Here is a 23,659-nt window from a genome sequence, read left to right on the forward strand (position 1 = left end):
TGATATGCTCCCCCTACGGTAGACAGGTTAAAAAATAAAACCTGTTACTGTAAGGGGAGTTTTTTCGTGGTCAGGAAAAAATATAATGCACTAGAAAAACTCAAAATCATTGAAGAAGTTTCAAATGGAGAGATTGGTTTTCTAGCTGCTGCTAAAAAGTATGAGATTAACAAAACAACGTTAATGAAATGGCAACGACGCTACAAATTGTATGGTTATGAAGGGCTGGAGCGCCGTACCCATAACCGAAGTTATAGTGCTGAACTCAAGCTTCAAGCGGTGAGAGAACACCTTCAGGGCGAATTGTCTCAGTACCAGATCATCGATAAATATGAGATCTCCAGTACAAGACAGCTCTCCGACTGGATTAAGAAGTATAATGGTCATAGCAGCTTAAAAGCCTACAGAGGAGAAACAAAAGCTATGACAAAAGGTCGTTCTACAACGTGGCAGGAACGGATAGAGATTGTTCAGTATTGCCTGGTTAATCAGTATGACTACCAAAAGACGGCGGAACAATTTCAGGTTTCTTACCAGCAAGTATATCAATGGGTGAAGAAGTTCGAGGATCGTGGTCAGGATGCGTTAAAAGATGGCCGAGGCAGAAAGAAAGCACCTGAAGAGTTAATAGAGGCTGATCAACAGAAACTCAAGATGAAGCAAATGGAGTACGAAATTGAGCGCCTTCGGGCTGAGAATGCATTCTTAAAAAAGTTAGAGGAACTCGAAAGAAGGCGACGCTAGGTCATATACGACATGAAACGGTTTACCTTGCCATTGAAGCTCTTCACAAGGATGCATCAATGCGCATTCAGCTTCTCTGTGAAATTGCAGGGATTGCACGCTCTAGCTATTACAAGTGGCTAAATCGTAGACCCAGCTTTCATGAGCTAGAGAATGAGCAGTTGGCGCAGGTGATGCTGAACATCTATGAGAAAGTGGAGCGTACATTTGGATACCGTCAATTAACTCTACATATGCGCAAGCAAACCGGAAAAACGATCAACCATAAACGTGTGTACCGGCTGATGAAGCTAAGGGGGATTCAGTCTGTAATCCGCAGGAAAAGAGCGAAATATGTGCATTCCACTCCACAGCAAGTGGCAGAGAACCTGTTAAACCGTAAATTTGAGGCTTCAGCACCAAATGAGAAGTGGGTCACGGATGTGACCGAATTCAAATATGGACATGGTCAAAAAGCCTATTTAAGCGCTATTCTAGATCTCCATGATAAATCCGTCGTCTCCTTTGTATTGGGGCATTCCAATAACAATCCGCTGGTATTTCAGACGTTGGAGCAAGCTTTGCAAGCAGCTCCAGGAAGCAAACCTATGCTTCACAGTGATCGTGGATTTCAATACACATCGTTGGACTTTAAAAAGCTTTTGGACAAAAACGGGCTGTCTCAGAGCATGTCTCGAGTTGGTCGATGCATCGATAACGGCCCAATGGAATCCTTCTGGGGGACTCTAAAATGTGAGAAGTATTATTTACACACGTACGAATTCTTTGAGGATCTCAAGAAGGACGTCGAGACCTACATTCATTTTTACAATAACGAACGATTACAAGCAAAATTAAACGGCCTTAGTCCAATGGAATTCAGGAACAAGGCCGCTTAACTGTTTTTATTATTTGTACTGTCTACTTGACGGGGTGCAGTTCAATTATTGGATGCTTTCTTATGTATGAAATATGTTTTGTAAATGTCCTACTATTCCTTGCAAACCCCACGTTGTAATATTTGCAATATATTGACTGGATACGATGGGATTTTTTATACACCATACAATTAATAATAAGCCTGCAACAGCAAGTACCAACTTATAGTTCCTTTGAATCATAGATTTATCTCCTTGTTTCAGAAATTCACTCTCTTAATGCTCAGTAATAATTTCAATTTATTATTCTTCTCATGAAATGCCAATTTCAATGACTTTTGTATACAGTTTTATATAATTTTGTTCCTGCAATTTTAAGATGAACTTTTCTAACTTCCTTTGTATACCAATCAGCATAATGCTGTTTCAATTCAGGTAAATATTTCTCTAACATTCTTAACACTAAATCACTGATAAGATTTATTGTCCATGTAACAAGCGTTTGTAATCCCTCAATATCACGGAATACCGGAATTACAGATTCATTATCCTCCGCAACCCTTAAAGTTTTTAATGCTGCTCCCCCATGAATGTATGATGATAGTGTTTGGTACATTACATCGTAAGTTGGCTCTTCTTTAAAATATTGTGCCAACTCTCTTAAATTATTTGGTCCATTATAAAGAGAATACCATTCAGGAACTCGATTTCTTTTCTCTTTTTTTGTTCTTATCCATTCTTGGGTCACATCATACATTTCTTCTTTATCTAATAGGGCAAATAAGTGCTTAGCAGATTCGTTTATTGGTTTCTTTGGATAAGATTCATGATTAGCATCTAAATCGAACATTTCTTTTAGTTGACTACTTAATCTTTTGCCTTTCTCCTCAGATTGATCAAATAACCTTCTTGTGGAAATTTCCTTTTGCACATGTGAAACGATATATGCCTTACACCCACGTTCAATGTCTTGATCCAATAAATACATCAAAGTTAGTCTTGATTCAATTAACATCCTTAAGAGAGGTCTCACACCATTAGTTTGACCTTTTTGTGTAAGTAAAGAAATAGAATCAACAGTATTTATTATTTGACCAAATAATAAAGGTATTGGTAATTCATATTCCCCAAAAGGAACTTCTTCTATGAGCTTATCATGTATATATCCGCAGTAATCAACATAATTATCGATTACCTTACTCATGGAGTTCAATACTTTATATACTTCATGTGGAAATTTTCGATTAACAAAAGTGCTATACATCGATACTCACCTCCCCATATAAACGATATATTTCATTAACAGGAGTGAAAAAGGGATATTCTTTTCAGTACGGATATGAATATGGACTTTTAGTAGGGACTAGTTCTTAAGAATGAAACCTACTTCATTTCACTTATTTCTTAGTTTATCAGTTGAACAACCGTTAAAATAGAGCTCTACTGCTGCTAAAATCACATTCATATTACCTTTACTACGCTTTACTGAAAAAGCATCTACGATTGTAATGAAATCTTCTTTTGTTAAATCAAGAGGAGTTGGCAAGTCAAATTTATGCTTTATCATTCTTCTTGTTTTTTCATCCATTTTAAATGTCTTAGACTCTGTTAGGTTTCCATCAATAGTGCCACAATTATTACACACTTCAAAACATCCCCTTTGTTTAACTCATGAAAGACTCGTTATATTGCTTATCTATTTTTAAGAATTAATTTCGACTCAAACTGTGCCAACTTTGGAAATTCTCTTCCATTCATATATAGATAGTACTTTCTTAAAACATTCTGTCTGTTATTATGATGATCTCTTAGCTTTAATACTCTCAATAAGCAATATGTTAAAATATCATCTGAAACAACTTCATCCAAACTAAGTTCAAATTGCTGCTCAATCTTTCTAGCTAAGGACAAACGCGAACTCACAGCAGCCTTCTTGCTCCAAATACTATCCTCATTTATTAGAAAATCTTTATAATCAGTATTCATAAAGTTCAGCTCCTTTAGGAGCATAATAACAGAAAAACATGTAACAGAACATTGATAAATTATCGGCTAAACGGTGTTACATACCATACCCTATGAAAGAATTGTTTCATTTACTAATAGGTATCATCCCCTAATGCAAAATCAGTTTTTTATAGCCGTTTGGTATATTGTTTTTCAATTTCTGTAACAAGCTCAATATAGATGTTTGCCATATCGTTATACCATTCTTCATGGTTAATGTAGTTCAAATCATCATAAGTGTAACTATCTAACTGTCGAGCTAGCTCAAACACATCTTTTGAAAGCAAATGAAGATCAGACATTAAAAGCGGTCTCATAACCTGCTTATATCTGTCTCTGTCAAAGTCTTTTAATTTTAAATCGCTACTCTCAGTTTCACGAACATACTGATATTCTCCATCCTCTTTCAAAAAAGCGTTATACACTTTAAACATGTCTGCTCGTTGCTTCACATCTCTTTCCTTACTGGTCTTTTCAAGCTCCCACTGTCTAGTCTTACCTTCCTTTCGGGACAAATAAAAATTATTTATGATGTTTCCGATTAGAGTTATAGTAGATCCACCGAGCACACCTACCACACCAATCCAAGCTGCATCCATTACAATTACTCACCCAATCTCCATGATTATTTTGAATCAAAGTATTATTTCATCAAACTTTTTATATAGTTACTTTCCAGACCTGATGTTCTTCAAGTAGCACGTCCTTTTCTTTTCTATATATTGTTCTGAAGTAGTTTAATCTTAAATGACCTTCTAATAAATGATATGGTTTACCTAATTCATCTATTGAATTATTATCAAGAACAATAATCGGTACTGGCCATGTATAATTAGACAAGAAGAATTTTTGAAGCCACGTCTTGTCATTCCTTTCATAGATCTGATATCCTAATGAATCAATTAAATGATTGTCATCAAATGAATTTATGTTACTATAAATCTCATCTTTATTCCAAATTTCCTTAGTAAACTTCATTTTTCTAAAATCTAAATAAGCATAATCATCAATATCAGAATAGTGTCTATAAATCCAGTTTTCGAAAACACACTTCGGAATATTTGGCATATAATGATTAACTCGCTCGTAGTATTTTTCAAATATTTCTTTTTCATATGTATTCCCCAATGGTTTAAGCGATTGTAACATTACTTGATAGTCCACTTATTCCCCTGCCCTTGATATAATATTCTGTTTATCTTATGAATTCTGTATTTTTACCTAGCAAATCTTTAATACGATAATTCAAACTAGTCTTTTTAAAATAGCATACCCTGCAGTCTGAATCCCATGCTCCACCATATAGAGCTGGTATTGAAGTAATGTTAATTGTTTTAGCTATACATGTTCGATGCTGCCCATTAGTAAAAACATAATGACCACAACTACATGAACTTATTTCAACAGGATAAATGAATCCTTTTTCAAGAAGACTTTTCATTAATAATCGGCAGTATAATACTGAGTTTTCCTTGTGATCCTCATATCTCGTGTTTATCTCCACGTCAGTATATTGTTTAACTTCCTCCTCAGGTAACAATAATGAACATTTCCCTGTTAATTTTCGAAAACAGTCATACTTGGATAGCATATATGCACATTCATGTGAAGTAGGGTCAAAACTGCCCAATTGATCGCTCACATCTTCACTCCTCTAGCAACTCCATAAAATTACCTTTTCAACGTTAATTAGACTGTATATTGCTGATACTCTCCCAGATCAACAACCCACTCTTTTTGGGATCGCTGTTTCCATAAAACAAATGCTTCTTTTACGTGTATTTCATAATCCTGCCTGGTACAATGATTGACTTTTAAAAAATGCTTTATTAACTCTTCTTTATCTAACACGCCTTCTGCAACAAGCATATTTGCGCGACCGTGATGAATGATTAAATGACACATTCTACAAACTGCAACAAGACCAGATAGTTTCTGAATGTTTTTCTTATCATCAAACTCCCATAATTCATGACAATCAAGAATCCCTTCTTTACCACCACATTTACCACAAGAATGATTGTAATCCTTGTAAGTCTGCTTTCTTAACTTGTCCCAAACGCTTTTCTTTACAACTTTTCTTAAGTTATCATAGATAGATGTTTCAGGTATGAGTTCAACAGTCACATTAAATTCCATTTATCATTCACCCCTTGAAAGAGTCTTTTCATTTCACTAACATCTTCTCTAATTTAATAATGTCTCGCTTATATGACTCAATGTATAATTCATACTCATGAAAACTAAACATTGCCCTTGTTCTTGAATCATTAGAATTTCTTAGTTTTTTCAGTCTTTCAGATCTAGATTCTCCTTCATTAGCATTATCTAAATTTTCATCAACAATGTTTTCTGCGATGCTTTCATAAGAAGATTTTAAAGAGTTTATTGCTGAGAAAAGATTGTTATATGTAGTAGAAAATTTATCATTATTAGCCCACGAGTCGTGTAATGATTCAACGCTATTTTTTAACTCTATTACTTTTGGTAATGCATCTGTAGCAGTACCTACACTTATTATGTCTACATCGAAAGCTTCTCCAAATTTAATGACCTGCTTATAGATTTCATTTGTTGTAATTAAAAACTCATTAATGCTATCATTCAATTCTTGTTCTAGTAATTTTTCCTTCGCATTTTCCATAAGAGCTTTTGCAAATTTATCAGTTGGCTTTTCTATAAGTGCTACTTCCAGTTGATTTATTGCTTCCTCATATTGTTTTTGAAGCATCGCTTCCTTTGCATTTTTCATACTTTCATCATAACGAGATGAGCAGCTTGAAAGTAAAACTGTAATAAACAACATTAAGAATATTTTCTTCAATATTTAATACCCCTTAACTATGAAACAGTATTTTTATTAAACTTCAATATCATCTTCCCTATACTTCCTAACCGCAATTTCAAATAAAAATGCTTCAATCATCGTATGTATCGGGAAGATATCTAATCCGTTCTCATCTTTAAACCGTTTCCAAATCGATTTAACAATACTATCAGAAGGCCAATCACCATTTACCTTGTTATGATAAATCTCAAGAAAACACTTCTCTAGCTCTTCATCTGTTAATCTAGAAATGAATTTATACAATTTGCTAGACATAGTTCTATTCCTCCTTTGTTAAGAATAAATATTTTAAAAATTGAGAATTATATAATAATCTAAGGAGCGATAAACATGAACGAATGGGATAAGAATAAAGATTATACATTTTTAAATGGAGAAAAATATGAATATTTTGAATACCCAGATGGATCAAAAACATTAAAAACAGAAAAGAATAAAGATGGTTTTAAAATCACTATTAATGTTTCAGGAGATAAAGAAGAACATGAAAGAGGGATCGATGCAGTAAAAGATTTCTATGTAAAAGGCTTTTCCCTATGATACAAGCCATTAGCCACCACAATAAGTGTGTAGACTTCATTCTAATCAAAGCACATAAGATAATAATTACCTAATGCATCTTCTCGTCCATTCATTCATACTTCTCATAAATTGCTATTATTCGACATTTCCCCTTTATTACCTTCTCTTGAAGAGTATTCCTACTGAAATATTCTGAATCCATTCTTATTACCGATTTATATTCATCGCCTGCAGCATATCTAACGCCTCAGCCCCCCGCACTTCCCCAACAACAATTCGGTTCGGACGCATCCGCAGTGAGGAACGAATCAGATCCCGGATCGAGATTTCTCCCTTCCCTTCGGTATTCGCATTTCTCGTCTCCAAGGCAACTAGATTCGGCACGGTACGAATTTGCAGCTCCGCGGAATCCTCAATCGTAATGACCCGTTCATCGCTAGGAATATATTGAGACAACGCGTTCAAGAACGTCGTCTTCCCAGAACCCGTTCCCCCACTAATAAAAATGTTATATTTGCCGCGAACGAGCTGCTGGAGAAACTGTGCCGCCTCGGAAGTCAGTGCCCCCTTCGCGACCAGATCATCCATCGTCATTGGCTGATCCGGAAATTTCCGAATCGTCATCGTTGGCCCCTTCAGCGCAATCGGCGGCAGAACCACGTTGACACGCGATCCATCCTTGAGCCGTGCATCGACGATTGGCGACGATTCATTCACGACGCGATTCACTTGCGCAACAATCGACTGAATGATGTCTTCTAGCCGCTCCTGCGATTCAAAGACAACCTTGGCCCGTTGAACTTCCCCATCGACCTCAATAAAGATCTCCTCATGACTATTAATCATAATCTCTGTAATGCGGCGGTCCTCCACGTAAGGCTGAAGTACGTCCAAACCGCGAAACGTGTAGTACACCCGGCGAACAATTCGCTGCTTCTCCGACGCCGTCCAACTTGGAGCAAGTTCATATCTGAACACGGCTTGTTCGATCATCTTGTACAACTCGTCATCACTCGTTGAGCCGGATAAATTCAAACCCGTTCGGACGGTCTGGCGGATTGATGCTACCCATGCCTCTTGATCATCCATGCTGCATTATCCCCTCGTCAGCGCATAATTTCATGACAGCGGATTGAAAGGAAGCTGCTTGCAGCAAAACATGCGGCTGCTCGATTTGTTTCCATGCGGCGATATAGGGAAGATAGGCCCCCACGCGAATACGCGGAGAACGAACTGCATTCACCATTTGTCCGACAAATCTATTAACTGTAAAGCAGGTCTTATGCAGCAGAGCCGACACCTCCTGGCTCGATTGATGAAGCTCCAAATACTGAAGCACTTGCTCCGTCTTCCATAACGCCAAGGCATCATCTTGAATGAGCCAGAAGAGCTGATCAGAACGCTCCAATGCTGCAAGAGTCCGCTCTTCTAACGCCGAATCCAAATCCATGACAACCGTATCATAGGCACCCGTCTGCAGGATCAGATCAAGCAACTGGCACGTATCCGCCTTATTCAACTGTTTCATTTCATCCAAATTATGCAGCGGCTCAAAATAATCAAAACTCATCGCCGGTCCCCTCGATTTCATCCCGTTCCATTCAGCGAGCAGTTCTTCCATGCGGCGCCCCGCCTTCAAATAATACAGAAGCTTCGACAGTCGATTGTCGGAATCAACGGCCTGTGGGCTTCGACTGGACTCCATAATGAGTGCCGAACCATTCAGCATCTCCAGACTAAGATAGAACACGCGCTGTCCCTGCAGCGTCAGCTGCTTGCACAGATTAAGCGCAAGTGTCGTCTTGCCCATCCCAGCAGCAGAGGAGTAAACCGAAATAACTTTCGTGCGCCCTGCATTGCCCCCGTTCGCCGAGCTCGAAATCCGCTCTCCGCCATAGCGTAACAATAAGGAGGAGAGGAGCACATGCAACGGCTGGTATTTACCAATCTTCTTTCCAGCCTCCGCAGCCCCCAGTCCCCTGGTATCTTCACTTAAGATCAGAATCGGACAAGCGCAATTCGCGGTACTATCCCCTGCTAGAAATGCCTCCTCCGCTAAGATGAGATCCACCGAAGGCTCATGCTGCACGTAATATCGGAAGGATTCAAGCTGTGTGAACGACTTCATCATCACATCATGCACAAACTCCGAAGACTGCACATAATGCATGAATAGCTCCGCATATTCACGATCCGCAGAGGCCAAAACAAGGTTTAATTTCTTCATGTGATCTCCCTCCTTCCGTATCTGTTCGTCATCACATCGCCCCTACCATCTTGAGCACACCGCCAATACAACACACGACACCAATCACAGCCATGAACACCGCCGTCTGAAGTTCCCATCGTTGCAACCGGAACCCTCCTTTCTCGCTGAAACGCAAAAAAACCGCCACCAACCGCAGGATACCTGCGATTGATGACGGTGCTTCCGTTCATCTGCTCTATATTTAACGCCAGAATAGCACATTTATTTCCAACTGTCAAGAATGTAAGTGTGCTTTCAGTCCTTGACGATTGACATGTCTCCCATGATGAATTTGGATGGTTTCGTTTTATTCACGGAACCAGCAAATTTGGTGTTAGAGCCAAATATACTATCCTGCGCGAACACATGAGAGATTTGGACGTGATCAGTCAGTATACTGTTCTCAATGCGGCAGTTTTCCACAACACAGTCTGGACCAATATATACATAAGGCCCGACTACACTTTGGGTTATTTGGGCTGAGGGATCAATTTGTACAGGAGGGTTAATGACGACATCGGTATTTCCAAATAAATGCTCACTGTTTCTTTCCATCTTATCCTTACTCATTTTGTAACGATTTGCGCTGAGCCAGCGTTCAGGGCTTCCTATATCAAAGAAAGGTTCTGTTGTTATGCTATAATCTACATGCTGGCCTTGATCAATCAGGCTCTGCAATGCATCAGACAATTCATACTCCCCCCGCTTAGATGGGATAAGTTGATCAAGGATACTCCATATGCCGCTGCCGAATACATATGCACCCACAATTACAAGATCAGATCGGGGGACTTTGGGCTTCTCCTCCAGCCTCACGATCTTGTTATCAGAGACCTCCACTACCCCGAAATCATACGGGTTCTCCACACGAGTAAGAAGAAGTGCGGCAGCAGATTTTCCATCGCTCATCAAATCGATCAGCGGCTGTAGGTCCCCTTCGATCAAATTATCGCCAAGCATCAGGAAGAAGGACTCATCCTGTATAAACGAACGGGCACTTTTCACAGCATGAGCAATGCCCAAGGCTTTTTCTTGCAGCAAGTAAGTGAGCGTTGCCCCATAAGCTTCTCCGCTGCCTAATAGCTCTCGAACACTTTCTTGTGATGTGTTCAGGACGATACCAATATCATGAACGCCTATACTCATCATCTTATTAATAATCGATACAATAATAGGTTCTCCGTTTACCGGAACCATGCACTTAGGCCTTGCATAGGTGAACGGTTGAAGCCTCTTTCCTTGCCCCGCACATAATATTAGTCCTTTCATAGCAGCCTCCTAAAAACCCACGCCCGGCCGTAGTTATGGGCAATTCTTATTCGCAGGAATAGGTCTAGCCAGGTTTGATCAGCATCTCACTGTGCATCATAGAGCTAACTCCTGCTATAGCCTCAAGCATCTCAACTGGCAATGTAATGGGATAAAAATGAATATGGTGATTAAAACTTTTCGTTATTTCATTGATCCGTCGCTCATCGTTTGTACCCTCGTGTTCCATTATATTATGTTTGTTGAGAACGATTGGAAAGGCATACCCCCAATCTATTCACCCAATTTTAGGTACTCCTGGTCCATTAATTTCTGCCATTGAAGCAGCACTTTTAAGCCTTTGTTCGCTTGCCAATGACGTTATTTCTGCGCCATACTTAAGTCTACATACATATGAATGACATAAGGAGTGCCTATTGCTTTGAAAAAAAACTTATCTGCCTCATCTCTTCTCATCTGCATTATACTAACGTTTGTTCTTATTGCTGCTGGTTGCAGTACAAACTCTACATCCGCTGACGATACCAATGCGAAAGTCGTGAAGGTCGTGGATGGCGATACGCTGGATGTCGAATTCAACGGCAAAACCGAGCGTATCCGCCTCCTGCTCGTCGATACACCAGAGACGGTACATCCATCCAAGCCAGTGGAGCCTTTTGGCCCCGAAGCATCGAAGTTCGCCAAAGAAACCCTCTCGAATCAGCGCGTTAAACTGGAATTCGATGTCTCGGAACGCGATAAGTACGGACGACTGCTCGCCTATGTCTGGATCGATGGCAAGATGTTCAATGAACTGCTACTCGAAAAAGGTCTTGCCCGGGTCGCTTACGTCTACCCGCCGAATGTGAAATACGTCGATCCATTCCGCGCCATTCAATCCAAAGCGCAGAAAGCAGAGCTCGGCATCTGGAGCATCGAAAATTATGCAACGGATCGTGGATTCGATGATTCAGCTGCAAAGAAGAATAGTAAGGCAAGCGAGAATTCGAAGCCTCGGGCCCAAACGAAAGACAGCAGCAGCTCGAAGTCAAATCAGCCTTCCATCGGCTCCTGCAAGAAACCGACGATTAAAGGCAATATCAGTAGCAAGGGCGATAAAATCTATCATGTTCCTGGCGGTCAATCGTACGAATCGACCAAAGCAGAGGAAATGTTCTGCTCCGAGGCAGACGCCGAAGCAGCTGGCTTCCGTAAAGCGAAGCGTTAAAACACAAAAAAGATCCCCAAGTACAAAGCCGCAATTCGGCCTCTTGGGGATCTTTTGGCATTCAATTTATTTCAAAATCGCTTCAATCTCCGCTAACTCATCGCTGCTAAACTCCAAATGATTGATTGCTGCGACGTTCTCCTCCAGCTGCGGCACACGGCTCGCTCCGATCAGCACCGACGTAACGCGTCCACCGCGCAATACCCATGCCAGCGCCATTTGCGCTAAGGATTGACCACGTCTAGCCGCAATCTGCTGCAGCTTGCGTGCCTTCTCGATGACCGCTTCCGTCACGTCTTTCTTATTCAAGAAGCCACCACGGCCCGCACGAGAATCCTGCGGAATGCCATCCAGATAACGATCCGTTAGCAACCCTTGAGCAAGCGGCGAGAACGCAATGCTGCCTACGCCATTTTCCTCAAGTACATCTTGCAGACCATTTTCAATCCAACGGTTGAACATCGAATAGGAAGGCTGGTGAATCAAGAGCGGCGTTCCTAGATCGCGTAGGATTCGAACCGCTTCCGCTGTCTGCTCGGCATTGTAATTCGAGATGCCCACATACAACGCTTTTCCTTGACGAACGATCAAATCGAGCGCAGCCATCGTCTCCTCCAGCGGTGTATCTGGGTCTGGACGATGATGGTAGAAAATATCGACATAATCCAGGTTCATCCGTTTCAAGCTCTGATCGAGGCTAGATACGAGGTATTTTTTCGAACCCCATTCCCCATACGGCCCTTCCCACATGTAATACCCAGCTTTCGTCGAAATGACTAATTCATCCCGATACGGTGCTAGATCCTTCTGCATCATCCGACCGAACATCGACTCCGCTGAACCCGGAGGCGGTCCGTAGTTATTCGCTAGATCAATGTGGGTGATGCCGAGATCAAAAGCTCTGCGCAGCAGCGCTCTGCCGTTCTCCTCCGTATCCACCCCGCCGAAATTATGCCACATACCTAGCGAGACTGCAGGCAGCTTCAAGCCGGATTTGCCGCATCGATTGTATTTCATCGTGCTGTAACGCTCATGATTTGCTTGATAAGTCATTGTACTTGCCTCCCATGAATCGTATTGAAGGACATGCTTCTTCAACAAAATGGTAAAGTCTTACGGAGGCAAAGTCAAATAATACCTTAGTCGCCGGAAATAATCCGGAACGTCCCCGTCCCAATCGAACCAAGATGACCTTCACGATCCGTAATTGAGCCGTAGACGGTTAACATTTTACGAGATTGATGCAATAAATCTGCGGTTACGATCAATTTCCCAGCATACATCGGCGCGACAAAATGAACATTCAGATTCGTCGTTACCGTTTTCGCACCTGGAAGAAGAGTAGCAATTAATACCCCCATCGCGTTATCCAGCAAAGAAGACAGCACACCACCATGCACCATACCGATTAAATTCATATGATGCGCTGTTGCCTCTAAACTAATGACGGCTTGTTTTGGAGACAACAACTCCAGCTGGCATCCAAGATACCCCCAGAACGTCTCCTCAGCTGCCTCCGCAATCTTCGCAATATAGGCCTCCCTTTCAGCCTCGTTCATATCCATCCTACGCACCTCCCTGCAGCCAACCGAGCAAGCACTTGTGCCGTGCTATTTCCCTTTCGGGGTCTTATTCAATTCTTCCTCCAAGAGCTTGCGGCGCAGCACTTTTCCGATAATGTTCTTCGGTAGTGATTCACGGAATTCATACAGCCGCGGCACTTTATAAGCGGCTAGACGCTCGCGGCACCATGCGGTAATCTCTTGCTCTGACGTGAACTCCCCATCCCGCAGCACAATGTAGGCTTTGACCGTCTCGCCGCGGTAATCATCCGGGACGCCGACCGCAATCGCTTCTTTAATGCTCGGATGTTCGAAGAGCACTTCGTCGATTTCGCGCGGATATATTTTGAACCCGCTGGCGATAATGACATCCTTTTTCCGATCCACGATTGCAAAAAAACCATCCTCATCCATCGTGCCCATATCCCCGGTATAGAGCCATCCGTCCTGCAGCACTTGCGCCGTCTCCTCTGGTCGCCCCCAATACCCCTTCATGACTTGCGGGCCTTTGACGAGCACTTCGCCTACCGTACCTATCGGCAATGCCTCTCCAGTTTCGGGATCGACGATTTTAGCATCTGTATCCGGCAGCGGTATGCCGATCGTTCCGATTTTACGTTTCTCCCAGACCGTATTCGCATGGGTCACAGGCGAGGCTTCCGTCAGGCCGTACCCTTCAACCAATCTGCCTCCGGACAATGCTTCGAACGTCTCCTGCACTTCAATCGGCAGCGGCGCGGATCCGCTCACGCAGGCTTTGATCGAGGACAGATCATATTTAGCAATATCCTTATGGTGGATGAGTGCAATGTACATCGTCGGCGCCCCAGGAAAAATTGTCGGTTTAAGCTTATCGATCGTCTTCAGCACTTGACTGACTTCGAATCGAGGCAGTAGGAGCAGCATGCCTCCTGAATACACACATTGGTTCAAAATCACGGTAAGGCCAAATACATGGAAACACGGAAGTGCTCCGAGATAACGTTCCTGGCCAAACTCGGCGCGATAGAACCATCTCGCGATTTGAAGCGTATTGGCAATGAGGTTCTTATGGGTGAGCATGGCACCTTTGGGAACCCCCGTCGTTCCTCCGGTATATTGCAGAACGGCAAGCTCTTCATCGGCATTCACCTGAACCATCTCAAACACGGGAGAGGCCCCCATTAGCAGCTTGCGAAATGAATGTACGGAGCTATTGTAGGTGACCGATAAATTCTGGCCGTCTTTCTTCGCTTTGATAGGATAGAGCCACTTGACTGGAACAGGCAATACATCTCTCAGCGAGGCTACAATAATATGTTGTATGGATGTCTGCGGCTTTACGGCGAGCACGCGATGATGCATGAAGTCGAGGGTAACGATCGCCTTCGCGCCAGAATCCTGCATCTGATGCCGCAGCTCCCCCTCCATATAGAGGGGGTTCGTCTGAACGACAATTGCACCAATGGAGAGTATGCCGAAGTAGGCGATCACCATCTGCGGACAATTGGGCAGCATAATCGCAACGCGGTCTCCTGCCTTGATGCTTAACGTGAGTAGGGCGTTAGCGAAGCGATTCGATTCACATAACAGTTCGCCGTACGTCATTCGTTTGCCCATGAAATCGATGGCGGGACGACTCCTGAACTTCGTTGCGGAGTCGACCAGAAATTGAGCGATGTTCTGATTCGGATAATCATTCGATGGAGCGACTTCTTGCGGATAATGCCTTAACCAGACCTTGGATGAATGCAAAATCGAACACATCCCTTCCTTAATGGATTAAGACTGGTATTTCTCCCCATGAATGACCCGAGCCCCGATCGCCCGTTTAAGCTGCGTCGTGTTCACCGGGGTGTTGCGCGTCAGCTTCTTCAAGATCGACAGCTGTGTCCGAAGGATATCGCCAGACTCCAGCGTCGAGAGTGTAATCTTTGCTTCGGATTCGATCCGTTCGAATGCTTCTTGCGCGAACACCTGTGTCATTTGAATATAGTTCATCGATTCCGCCTCAGAAGACCGGGCGACCTGCTTCTCGGCGCGCAGCAGCGCACTTTCTAGTGCATAGATCTGAATCATCATATCAGCGAGACTGCTCAGAATCTCTTGCTCGGCTTCGATCCGCGTTCCCACCTTCTGAATTGCAACGCCACCGGCAAACAAGAAGATTTTCTTCGCCATACTGAGCAAATGACGTTCTTGTTCAAGCACGCCGTCGAAGGTCTGCCCTGGAATGAGCTGCAGCAGCTCCGATTGTAAGGCTTCAGCCTTCTGAATAAGCGGCAGCTCACCTTTTAACGCTTTCTTCAGCAAAGTTCCTGGAATGAGGAGCCGATTGATTTCATTCGTTCCTTCGAAAATCCGATTGATCCGCGAATCCCGATAGATCCGTTCGATTTTGTACTCTTGGATGAAGCCGTATCCGCCATGAATTTGGACGCCTTCATCGGCGACAAAGTCGAGGGCTTCCGAAGCAAATACTTTATTAATGGAGCATTCGAGTGCGTATTCCGATATCCCTTTGGCCGACTGCTTCCCTGCGTCGGGACTCGTGTGATCCAAATCGCTTAGAATATGATCGATGTATCCTGCCGTGCGGTAGACCATGCTCTCCATGACATACGTCGCAATATTCATCTCCGCGAGCTTCTTCCCGATCAGTGGGAAGGAAGCAATCGGCTTGCCAAATTGGGTCCGAACATTGGCATATTGGGCCGCGATATGGATCGCTTCCTTCGCCCCGCCGAGACAGCCCGCACCAAGCTTGAACCGCCCAATGTTGAGAATGTTGAACGCAATGAGATGCCCTTTGCCTACTTCGCCAAGTAGGTTCTCGACAGGAATATGCGCCTCTTCGAAAAATAACGGACGTGTCGAGGAGCCCTTGATCCCCATCTTCTTCTCTTCTGGTCCGAGGGTGAAGCCTGGTGTATCCTTCTCCACAATAAAGGCGGAGAAGTGCTGGCCATCCACCTTCGCATATACGATGAACAAATCCGCAAAACCCGCATTCGTAATAAATACCTTCGAACCGTTCAAGATGTAATGTTGGCCGTCATCGGACAGCTTCGCAGTCGTCTTCGCTCCGAGCGCATCCGAACCCGACGTCGGCTCCGTCAAGCAATAAGCCGCGATCTTCACCCCTGTGGCTAGATCAGGCAGATAACGTTTCTTCTGCTCTGGCGTACCGAAGAATACGATTGGAAGGGTTCCAATCCCGACGTGGGCACCAACAGATAGTGCAAAGGAGGAGGCTCCCGCGAGCACTTCATTAATAATGGTAGAGCTGACTTTATCCAGCCCAAGTCCCCCATAGATCTCCGGGATATCCGAGCTGAGCAATCCAAGCTCCCCTGCCTTGCGCATCAGCTTCACCGTCAAGTCATAGTCCAGCTTCTCCAGATGCTCATCCTGCGGCAGAACATCCGTCTGCAGGAATTGCTTGGTCGTCTCCGCGAACATGCGCTGTTCTTCGGTAAAATCTTCCGGTGTTACAATCCGATCCGGCGAAATATCTTCAATCACGAAGCTGCCGCCGATGATGCGATCGATCACTTTCCCCATCTTACTCCCTCCATGTATGCAAATTATTGAATCGATCTATTCATGTACTTCAAATACACCCGCAGCCCCCATGCCTCCGCCGATACACATCGACACGACACCAATCCCGCCGCCACGTCGTTTCAGTTCATAAATTAGGCTCGCAGACAGCTTCGATCCGGTGCAGCCTAAGGGATGACCTAATGCAATGGCTCCGCCATTGACGTTGACCTTCGATTCGTCCAAGCCAAGCTCTCGAATAATATGGATGCATTGTGAAGCAAATGCCTCGTTAATCTCGAACAGATCGACTTGATCGATCTCGATTCCGGCGCGTTTGAGTGCCTTCGGTATCGCCTCGACCGGGCCGATGCCCATCACTTCCGGGGCAACTCCCGCAACCGCGAAGGCACGGAATGTCGCGAGCGGCTTAAGGCCCAACTGCTCGGCTCTCGTTCTGCTCATGACGACAGCGGCCGCGGCTCCATCGCTGGTCTGTGAAGCATTGCCCGCTGTGACTGTTCCTCGGGCTGCGAATGCCGGCTTCAGCTTCGCCAGGACCTCTTCGGACGTATCCGGCCGTACTCCTTCATCACGATCGAACACAATCGCGTGCTCTACGAGCTGCCCGCGTTCATCTACATGACGCAGCTTCGTCTCGAGGGGGACAATCTCATCTTCGAACTTCCCTGACGCTAACGCTGCAGCCGCCTTCCGGTGACTATTCGCCGCGAAGCGATCCTGGTCCTCACGGCTAATGTTGAACTGCTTCGCCACCTGTTCAGCGGTATGCCCCATGGCCATGTATACGCCCGGCAGATCCGAGACAATCTGCGGATGCGGAGACGGTCTAAATCCCGCCATCGGCACATGGCTCATACTCTCCACGCCGCCTGCAATCACAACATCCGCTTCTCCGAGCATGATGCGATCCGCCGCGAACGCGATGGATTGCAGGCCCGATGCACAGAATCGGTTAATCGTGAGTGCAGGAACCGATACGGGAAATCCCGCATATTGCGCCATAATCCGGGCGAAATTCAATCCCTGCTCCCCTTCCGGCATCGCACATCCGATGATGATATCCTCGACATCTCCTTTGGATAGCCCCGGCGCTCGTTCTACGACGGCATTTAATACCGTTTTCCCCAAATCTTCCGCCCGCGTCTGTGCCAGACTTCCTCGCTTCGCCCTTCCGATCGCGGTACGCGCGATCGATACAATGACAGCCTCCTGCATCATCGTTCACCTCACTTTCTATCGTCTCATTCCCTCTTCATCCCGTTAGTTGCGAAGCGGCTTCCCGCTCGAGAGTGTGTATTGAATCCGCTGCATCGTCTTCGGTTCGCCTGACAGACTTAAGAAGGCTTCCCGCTCCAGATCGAGCATGTATTGTTCGGATATAAGCGAGCCAGCCGGTGCATGACCGCCAGCCAGCACATGGGCAAGTTTCTTCGCGATTAAGAGATCGTGATCCGAGATGTATCCGCCTTGATACATTTGCAGCGCACCGAGCTGCATCACGGCAGAGCCATCTTCACCAAGCACGCGAATCGGCTCTTCCGGTGGAAGTAGATATCCTCTCCGATCCATCGCCAGAACCGCTTGCTTCGCTTCATAGATGCGATAATCGGCATGTACGATGACACGATCATGCGGCTGAGCGAAATGCAAATTGCGTGCATCATCACCACTTGTCGAGACTTTGGCGAGCGCGATGGTCTCGAACACTTTATTCATGAACGGCTGCACATCTTCATCACGGTCTTTCGCGGATCGACTGACCCGAAGCGCCATCTCTTTGCAGCCGCCGCCGGCAGGGATTAGGCCTACACCTGTCTCTACAAGTCCGAAGTACGTCTCCGCCGCGAACAAAATCTGATCCGCTGGCATACAGGCTTCGACACCTCCGCCAAGCGTCATGCGATGCGGCGCCGCAACGACAGGCTTCTCAAGACGTTTGAGCTTCAACATCGTGTTCTGGAAGGTGCGGATGATGTTATCGACCTCATCCCATTCGCCGTCCTGTGCTTCCATGAGCAGAAGCATCAAATTAGCCCCGACGCAGAAGTTCTTGCCTTCATTCGCAAGCACAAGCCCTCGCCAATTTTTACGAACCTCATCAACACTCTGCTGAATCATCGTGAGGATATCCACGCCAATGGCATTATTCGGCGAATGGAATTCAAGACAAGCGACACCGTCGCCAAGATCAATCAAGCTGGCCCCCGGATTTCCGCGAATGACCTTCTTCTGCTGCTTCAGCTGTGCGAGGGAGATGCATTCCGGAATCACATCAATCCCTTTCCATGCCTGCTGATTGGTATAGAACAATCGGTCTTCCTGCTGCTGGTAGAACGTGTCATGCCCTTGCTCCACCCATTCCATCACCCACGCTGGAACCGTCGTCCCTTCAGCCTCCATCCGGGCAATCGAGGCTTTCACTCCAATCGCATCCCATGTCTCGAACGGCCCGAGATCCCAGTTGAACCCCCACTTCATCGCCTGATCGATTTCTAGGATGGAATCTGCAATTTCCCCGACCTTCTCTGCGGCATAGATCAACACAGGCTTCACGATATTCCAAGCGAGCTGCGAATACGTATCATTCGTTCCGAGCAGCGCACGAATTCGTGCACGGGCGCCCTTTGCATTCTTCGCGGCTTCGAGGGATGCGGAAGTAATCTTGCGTGAAGGTTCATAGGACAACGTCTCCAGCTGCAGCGCTTCAATGATGGATTTACCATCCGAGCCTTTAACCTTTTTGTAGAACCCTTGCCCTGATTTCTCACCGATCCATCCTCGCTGAACGAGTTCCGTCAGCACACGCGGCACCTGAAATACCGATTTCTCCACCACGGCATCATCCGGTAAATTCGAATGCACATTATTCGCAACATGCACGAACGTATCGAGGCCAACCAGGTCCAGCGTTCGGAACGTGGCACTCTTCGGTCGACCTAACGCAGGCCCTGTCACCGCATCCACTTCCTCCACGGAATATCCCCCGCGCTCCATTTCTTGAAGCGTCACGAGCAGCCCGTACGTCCCAACCCGGTTAGCAATAAAATTCGGTGTATCCTTCGCTTGCACAACACCTTTGCCAAGCCGTTTCTCTGCAAAACCCTTCATAAACGCAAGAATTTCTGGATCTGTGTCCGGCCCAGGTATGATCTCCAGTAGCTTCATATACCGCGGCGGATTGAAGAAATGCGTCCCGAGAAAATGCGCACGAAGCGCTTCACCGCAGTCCGCGATCATCTCGCGAATGGAAATACCCGACGTATTCGAGCTCACGATTGTCCCCGGCTTCCAGACTTGCTCCAGCCGAGCGTAGAGCCCTTTTTTGATCGGCAATGATTCTGTTACGACTTCAATAATCCAATCCACATCCCCAAGCTGGCGCAGGTCGTCCTCGATATTCCCAATCTGAATCCGTTGCACGAATTCCGGACTATAGAGCGGTGACGGGTTCGTCTTTTTTAGCCTAGCCACCGCATCCGCTGCGAGCCGATTGCGAAATGTAGACGAGGCCGGATTCAGGTCCTTTGCCTCCTCTTCCTTCGTTCGTGATTCTGGTACTCTGTCGAGCAATAAGCACGAGATGCCCACATTCGCGAGATGCGCAGCAATCGCAGCCCCCATAACGCCGGAGCCTAACACCGCTGCTCTTCGAATCATTCTTGTCATTTCGTCCATCCCTCCACTTCACTCACCACTACACTTCATCACCAAATACCGCGAGCGCCAAAATTTCCGCAATATCCATCGCCCGCACCTGCTCTTCCACGCCTTGCTGCTTCGTCCCATCCGATAACATCGTGAGACAATACGGACAGGCAGACCCAATCATCGTCGGCGATACCGCGAGCGCTTGCTCGGTTCGAGCCATATTCACTCGCTTCCCTTCCGTCTCTTCCATCCACATCCGACCCCCGCCTGCGCCGCAGCACATTCCATTCTCCCGGGACCGCTCCATTTCGAGCAGCGTGACCCCCGAAATTGCTCGCAGAATCGCGCGCGGCGGATCATACACCTCGTTGTACCGACCGAGATAGCAAGAATCGTGATATGTGATTCGCTCTTTCAAAGCATGCTGCGGCGAAAGCGCTCCCGATTCAATTAATCTTGCGAGCAGCTCACTATGATGAATCACCTCGGCCTTCAGGCCAAAATCGGGATACTCATGCTTGAAGGTATTGTAGGTATGAGGGCACGCCGTTACGATTTTCTGCACGCCGTATTTCTCGAAGATGGCAATATTCTCCTGACATAATTGTTGGAAAAGAAGCTCATTCCCGAGCCGTCTCGGCGTATCGCCTGAGTTGCGTTCTTCATTGCCAAGGATTGCAAAATTTATATTTGCTTCCTGCATAAGTCGCACAAAGGCTTCCGTAATTCGCCGTGAGCGAATATCATATGAACCCATCGAGCCCACGAAGAAAAGATATTCGAAACCCGGATTTTCCTGTACCGTTCTTACGCGCTGCTTGTTTTCGTGAGCCGAATCCGGATCGGCGCTTTTCCTTTTCGCTGCATATTCCTCGGCCCATTTCGCCCGATCCATCCGACTCATACCCCATGGATTACTCTGACGCTCAATGTTCTGCATCGCTCGTTGGCCATCATGCGGCATACTGCCCTGCATGAGCACGAGATGGCGGCGCAGATCAATAATTTTATCCACGTGCTCGTTATCCACAGGACATTGATCTTCACAGTTCCGACAGGTGGTACATGCCCAAATCTCTTCCTCCGTCATGACATCGCCGATCAACTGGATCGAATCGGTTGACGCAGTCGGATCTGCATGCCATGCCTGCTTCTGTGCAGACATCGTCGGTTCGATATTCACAGCGAGATGAGGTTCCGTATGAAAAGAAATCGGTGCATACTCCCCTGTCATCTTGTGCACACCGGAGCTATTGAACGCAAAAGCAGGAACCCATGCGGAGCTCGATGTCATGGCGGCGCCTTTTTCGGTTAGATGGTCGCGGAGCTTCGTAATCAGATGCATCGGTGAGAGCAACTTGCCTGTACTCGCTGCTGGGCACACGTTCGTGCACCGACCACATTCCACACAGGCATACAGATCCAATAGCTGTTTCTGCGTGAACTGCTCAATCTGATCCACCCCGAACGTCTCGGCGTTTTCGTCCTCCAAATCGAGCCTTACGAGCCGTCCCGGCGGTCCTTTTCTCCGGAGCCAGATGTTCACAGGTCCAACGATAATATGGAAATGCTTCGACTGCGGAACATATACGAGAAAAGCAAGAATCGTAAGCAGATGCACCCACCAGCTTACTTCCATCCACACGCTGACGGCATTCGAAGAAAGGCCTGCGAATAACCAAGCTGCTGCAGAGGATAGCGGGGCGGTAAGCGATCCATCCAGATTGCTGTGAACCCGATCGAACCCTAAGAACGCTACGACCGACAACATCAAGGTACCGATAAAAAACACAACCAGACTCGGTTTAAAATCCCGTTTCAACCGCGTGAGCTTCTCTATGTACCGCCGATAGGCTGCGTAGAGGATAGCGAGCAGCACAAGTCCAACGGTTATTTCTTGCGTTAAGGTGAACCACGCTGCTTCGAACCAAGGAATTCCCCCTCCCGCCACACCTTTGACCAGAATGTCGAGCGCTCCAAATTGCACAATGATGAAACCATAGAAAATGACAACGTGCATCACCCCACTGCGCCAATCCTTGAGCAGCTTGGATTGACCGAAGACCTGTGCTGCAAATCCATTACGCGCCGCACCATCGCGGGTCTGGTGTTCCATCCGTTTGCCGAGCCGGATATATTGCCATCGCCTGTACACGACCACGCCGAAAAGTGAAGCCGCATAGGCAGCTACTGCTATCGCGATCAGCAGGCGCACAATGGATGGGTTCATAGGCTATCCCTCCCTCTTTTTTGTTCCCAAGTGGTCTGTCGTCACGTTTGCGATCCTCAATACTTGTATATGTCCAGTAAGATTGAAAAATGAATTTGGATAAGCGGTATTTTAGCAGTGTTCAATTAATAAACTTACGAAGAGGATGTTACTCTCGGCTGAGGAAATGAAGGCGAAAGGAGAACATAGGATGAATATTTGGGTATTGCTTAAACAGACGTTTGATACCGAGGAGAAAATTGTGCTCACGGGCGGCGGGATTTCCGAGGCTGGTGTGAAATGGATCATCAATCCTTATGATGAATATGCCGTTGAGGAGGCGATTCGCCTCGTCGAGCAACATGGCGGCAAGGTGAACCTGCTGTCGGTGGGACCTGAACGAGCCGGGGAAGCCCTTCGTACAGCGCTAGCGATGGGGGCCGATGAAGCTGTATTGATTCATGATTCACGAATCCCACAGGATGAGTGGGCAATCGCCAAAGTGCTCTCTGCGTTCTTAGCCGATCAAGGGGCAGATCTGATCCTCGGGGGCAATTTTTCCGTTGACAACGGTGCAGGGCAAGTGGCGATTCGGATCGCGGAGCAGCTCGGCTTACCGCATATTGGATCGATTACAAAGCTGGATATTTCAGCGGCGGGAGAGGCAATCGTTCACCGCGATGCGGAAGGGGATACGGAGATTATCGATGCTCATCTGCCTGCACTCTTCACGGCGCAGCAGGGGTTGAACGAGCCGCGCTATCCGACGCTGCCGGGCATTATGAAGGCGAAGAAGAAACCGTTCAGGCTGCTGTCACTGGACGATATTCCAGGCATTTCGCTGCAGGAACTTGAAGCTCGAACGACGAGGGTATCGTTATCCTTGCCTCCGTCGAGACAGGCAGGGGTTATTCTGCAAGGCGATCTGGCAGCCCAAGCCGCGGACCTCATCCGTCGATTGCGCCAAGACGCCAAAGTGATCTAGGAGGGAA

The 23,659-nt window shown here is 46.1% G+C and carries 23 protein-coding genes and 1 pseudogene; 5 read left to right on the forward strand and 19 right to left on the reverse strand.

Going from position 1 to position 23,659, the window contains the following annotated elements:
• Positions 1-66: 66 nt before the first annotated feature.
• Positions 67-744 carry a helix-turn-helix domain-containing protein gene (locus C558_RS0127460; protein WP_018756428.1) on the forward strand — a complete coding sequence of 226 codons (678 nt, stop codon included), beginning with the start codon at positions 67-69 and terminating at the stop codon, positions 742-744.
• Between the two features lie 5 nt (positions 745-749).
• Entirely contained in the window at positions 750-1,622 is an 873-nt protein-coding gene (locus tag C558_RS0127465; RefSeq protein WP_245583789.1) for an IS3 family transposase, read from the forward strand.
• A 307-nt stretch (positions 1,623-1,929) separates the two neighbouring features.
• Here C558_RS0127465 and C558_RS0127475 read toward each other — a convergent pair whose 3' ends face one another.
• The 9 genes from C558_RS0127475 to C558_RS0127510 form a co-directional block, all read right to left on the reverse strand.
• Positions 1,930-2,865 carry a DUF5677 domain-containing protein gene (locus C558_RS0127475; RefSeq protein ID WP_018759511.1) on the reverse strand — a complete coding sequence of 312 codons (936 nt, stop codon included), beginning with the start codon at positions 2,863-2,865 and terminating at the stop codon, positions 1,930-1,932.
• A 129-nt stretch (positions 2,866-2,994) separates the two neighbouring features.
• Positions 2,995-3,189 carry a hypothetical protein gene (locus C558_RS0127480; protein WP_156826289.1) on the reverse strand — a complete coding sequence of 65 codons (195 nt, stop codon included), beginning with the start codon at positions 3,187-3,189 and terminating at the stop codon, positions 2,995-2,997.
• A gap of 104 nt (positions 3,190-3,293) precedes the next feature.
• A complete protein-coding gene (locus tag C558_RS0127485; RefSeq protein WP_018759513.1) occupies positions 3,294-3,587 on the reverse strand; it encodes a hypothetical protein in 294 nt (97 codons plus the stop codon).
• Positions 3,588-3,736: 149 nt separating this feature from the next.
• A complete protein-coding gene (locus C558_RS0127490) occupies positions 3,737-4,207 on the reverse strand; it encodes a hypothetical protein (protein ID WP_018759514.1) in 471 nt (156 codons plus the stop codon).
• Between the two features lie 61 nt (positions 4,208-4,268).
• Complete coding sequence (locus C558_RS0127495; protein WP_156826290.1) at positions 4,269-4,772, reverse strand: hypothetical protein; 504 nt, start codon at positions 4,770-4,772, stop codon at positions 4,269-4,271.
• A 31-nt stretch (positions 4,773-4,803) separates the two neighbouring features.
• On the reverse strand, positions 4,804-5,250 hold the full coding sequence (locus tag C558_RS34045; RefSeq protein ID WP_156826291.1) for a ParB N-terminal domain-containing protein: 447 nt from the start codon (positions 5,248-5,250) through the stop codon (positions 4,804-4,806).
• A 47-nt stretch (positions 5,251-5,297) separates the two neighbouring features.
• The gene (locus C558_RS0127500; RefSeq protein WP_018759516.1) at positions 5,298-5,747 is read right to left on the reverse strand and encodes a hypothetical protein; all 450 of its coding nucleotides are present in this window, start codon (positions 5,745-5,747) and stop codon (positions 5,298-5,300) included.
• Positions 5,748-5,775: 28 nt separating this feature from the next.
• Positions 5,776-6,432, reverse strand: coding sequence for an outer membrane protein assembly factor BamD (locus C558_RS0127505; RefSeq protein ID WP_018759517.1), 657 nt, complete (start codon positions 6,430-6,432; stop codon positions 5,776-5,778).
• Between the two features lie 36 nt (positions 6,433-6,468).
• On the reverse strand, positions 6,469-6,711 hold the full coding sequence (locus C558_RS0127510; RefSeq protein ID WP_018759518.1) for a hypothetical protein: 243 nt from the start codon (positions 6,709-6,711) through the stop codon (positions 6,469-6,471).
• 75 nt (positions 6,712-6,786) lie between these two features.
• On the opposite strand from C558_RS0127510, the gene C558_RS0127515 reads away from it, so the two are divergent.
• Positions 6,787-6,996: a hypothetical protein gene (locus tag C558_RS0127515; protein WP_018759519.1), complete on the forward strand. Its 210-nt coding sequence runs from the start codon at positions 6,787-6,789 to the stop codon at positions 6,994-6,996.
• Positions 6,997-7,197: 201 nt separating this feature from the next.
• On the opposite strand, the pseudogene C558_RS32005 reads toward C558_RS0127515, so the two are convergent.
• The 3 genes and pseudogenes from C558_RS32005 to C558_RS0127535 all read right to left on the reverse strand — a co-directional run.
• Positions 7,198-8,067: pseudogene (locus tag C558_RS32005) on the reverse strand (TadA family conjugal transfer-associated ATPase); the annotation flags it as partial.
• The gene (locus C558_RS0127525) at positions 8,060-9,205 is read right to left on the reverse strand and encodes an AAA family ATPase (protein WP_018759521.1); all 1,146 of its coding nucleotides are present in this window, start codon (positions 9,203-9,205) and stop codon (positions 8,060-8,062) included. The pseudogene C558_RS32005 and the gene C558_RS0127525, both read right to left, overlap by 8 nt.
• 276 nt (positions 9,206-9,481) lie before the next feature.
• Positions 9,482-10,495, reverse strand: coding sequence for a sugar phosphate nucleotidyltransferase (locus C558_RS0127535; protein ID WP_018759523.1), 1,014 nt, complete (start codon positions 10,493-10,495; stop codon positions 9,482-9,484).
• Between the two features lie 421 nt (positions 10,496-10,916).
• On the opposite strand from C558_RS0127535, the gene C558_RS0127540 reads away from it, so the two are divergent.
• Positions 10,917-11,702 (forward strand): thermonuclease family protein, encoded by a 786-nt coding sequence (locus tag C558_RS0127540; protein WP_018759524.1) that lies wholly within the window; start codon positions 10,917-10,919, stop codon positions 11,700-11,702.
• Between the two features lie 66 nt (positions 11,703-11,768).
• Here C558_RS0127540 and mgrA read toward each other — a convergent pair whose 3' ends face one another.
• The 7 genes from mgrA to C558_RS0127575 form a co-directional block, all read right to left on the reverse strand.
• Complete coding sequence (gene mgrA, locus C558_RS0127545) at positions 11,769-12,755, reverse strand: L-glyceraldehyde 3-phosphate reductase (protein WP_018759525.1); 987 nt, start codon at positions 12,753-12,755, stop codon at positions 11,769-11,771.
• Between the two features lie 86 nt (positions 12,756-12,841).
• Positions 12,842-13,267, reverse strand: coding sequence for a hotdog fold thioesterase (locus C558_RS0127550; RefSeq protein ID WP_018759526.1), 426 nt, complete (start codon positions 13,265-13,267; stop codon positions 12,842-12,844).
• Between the two features lie 45 nt (positions 13,268-13,312).
• Positions 13,313-15,010, reverse strand: coding sequence for a long-chain-fatty-acid--CoA ligase (locus C558_RS0127555; protein WP_281167151.1), 1,698 nt, complete (start codon positions 15,008-15,010; stop codon positions 13,313-13,315).
• Between the two features lie 15 nt (positions 15,011-15,025).
• Positions 15,026-16,807 carry an acyl-CoA dehydrogenase family protein gene (locus C558_RS0127560; protein ID WP_018759528.1) on the reverse strand — a complete coding sequence of 594 codons (1,782 nt, stop codon included), beginning with the start codon at positions 16,805-16,807 and terminating at the stop codon, positions 15,026-15,028.
• Between the two features lie 36 nt (positions 16,808-16,843).
• Positions 16,844-18,025 carry an acetyl-CoA C-acyltransferase gene (locus C558_RS0127565; protein WP_026264171.1) on the reverse strand — a complete coding sequence of 394 codons (1,182 nt, stop codon included), beginning with the start codon at positions 18,023-18,025 and terminating at the stop codon, positions 16,844-16,846.
• Positions 18,026-18,070: 45 nt separating this feature from the next.
• Positions 18,071-20,476, reverse strand: a complete 2,406-nt coding sequence (locus tag C558_RS0127570; RefSeq protein WP_018759530.1) for a 3-hydroxyacyl-CoA dehydrogenase/enoyl-CoA hydratase family protein — start codon at positions 20,474-20,476, stop codon at positions 18,071-18,073.
• A gap of 28 nt (positions 20,477-20,504) precedes the next feature.
• Positions 20,505-22,688, reverse strand: a complete 2,184-nt coding sequence (locus C558_RS0127575; RefSeq protein WP_018759531.1) for a (Fe-S)-binding protein — start codon at positions 22,686-22,688, stop codon at positions 20,505-20,507.
• A gap of 190 nt (positions 22,689-22,878) precedes the next feature.
• Here C558_RS0127575 and C558_RS0127580 point away from each other — a divergent pair, with 190 nt between their 5' ends.
• A complete protein-coding gene (locus C558_RS0127580; protein ID WP_018759532.1) occupies positions 22,879-23,652 on the forward strand; it encodes an electron transfer flavoprotein subunit beta/FixA family protein in 774 nt (257 codons plus the stop codon).
• Positions 23,653-23,659: the final 7 nt, after the last annotated feature.

The sequence above is a fragment of the Paenibacillus terrigena DSM 21567 genome, assembly GCF_000374845.1.
GTDB classification, from domain to species: domain Bacteria; phylum Bacillota; class Bacilli; order Paenibacillales; family Paenibacillaceae; genus Paenibacillus_K; species Paenibacillus_K terrigena.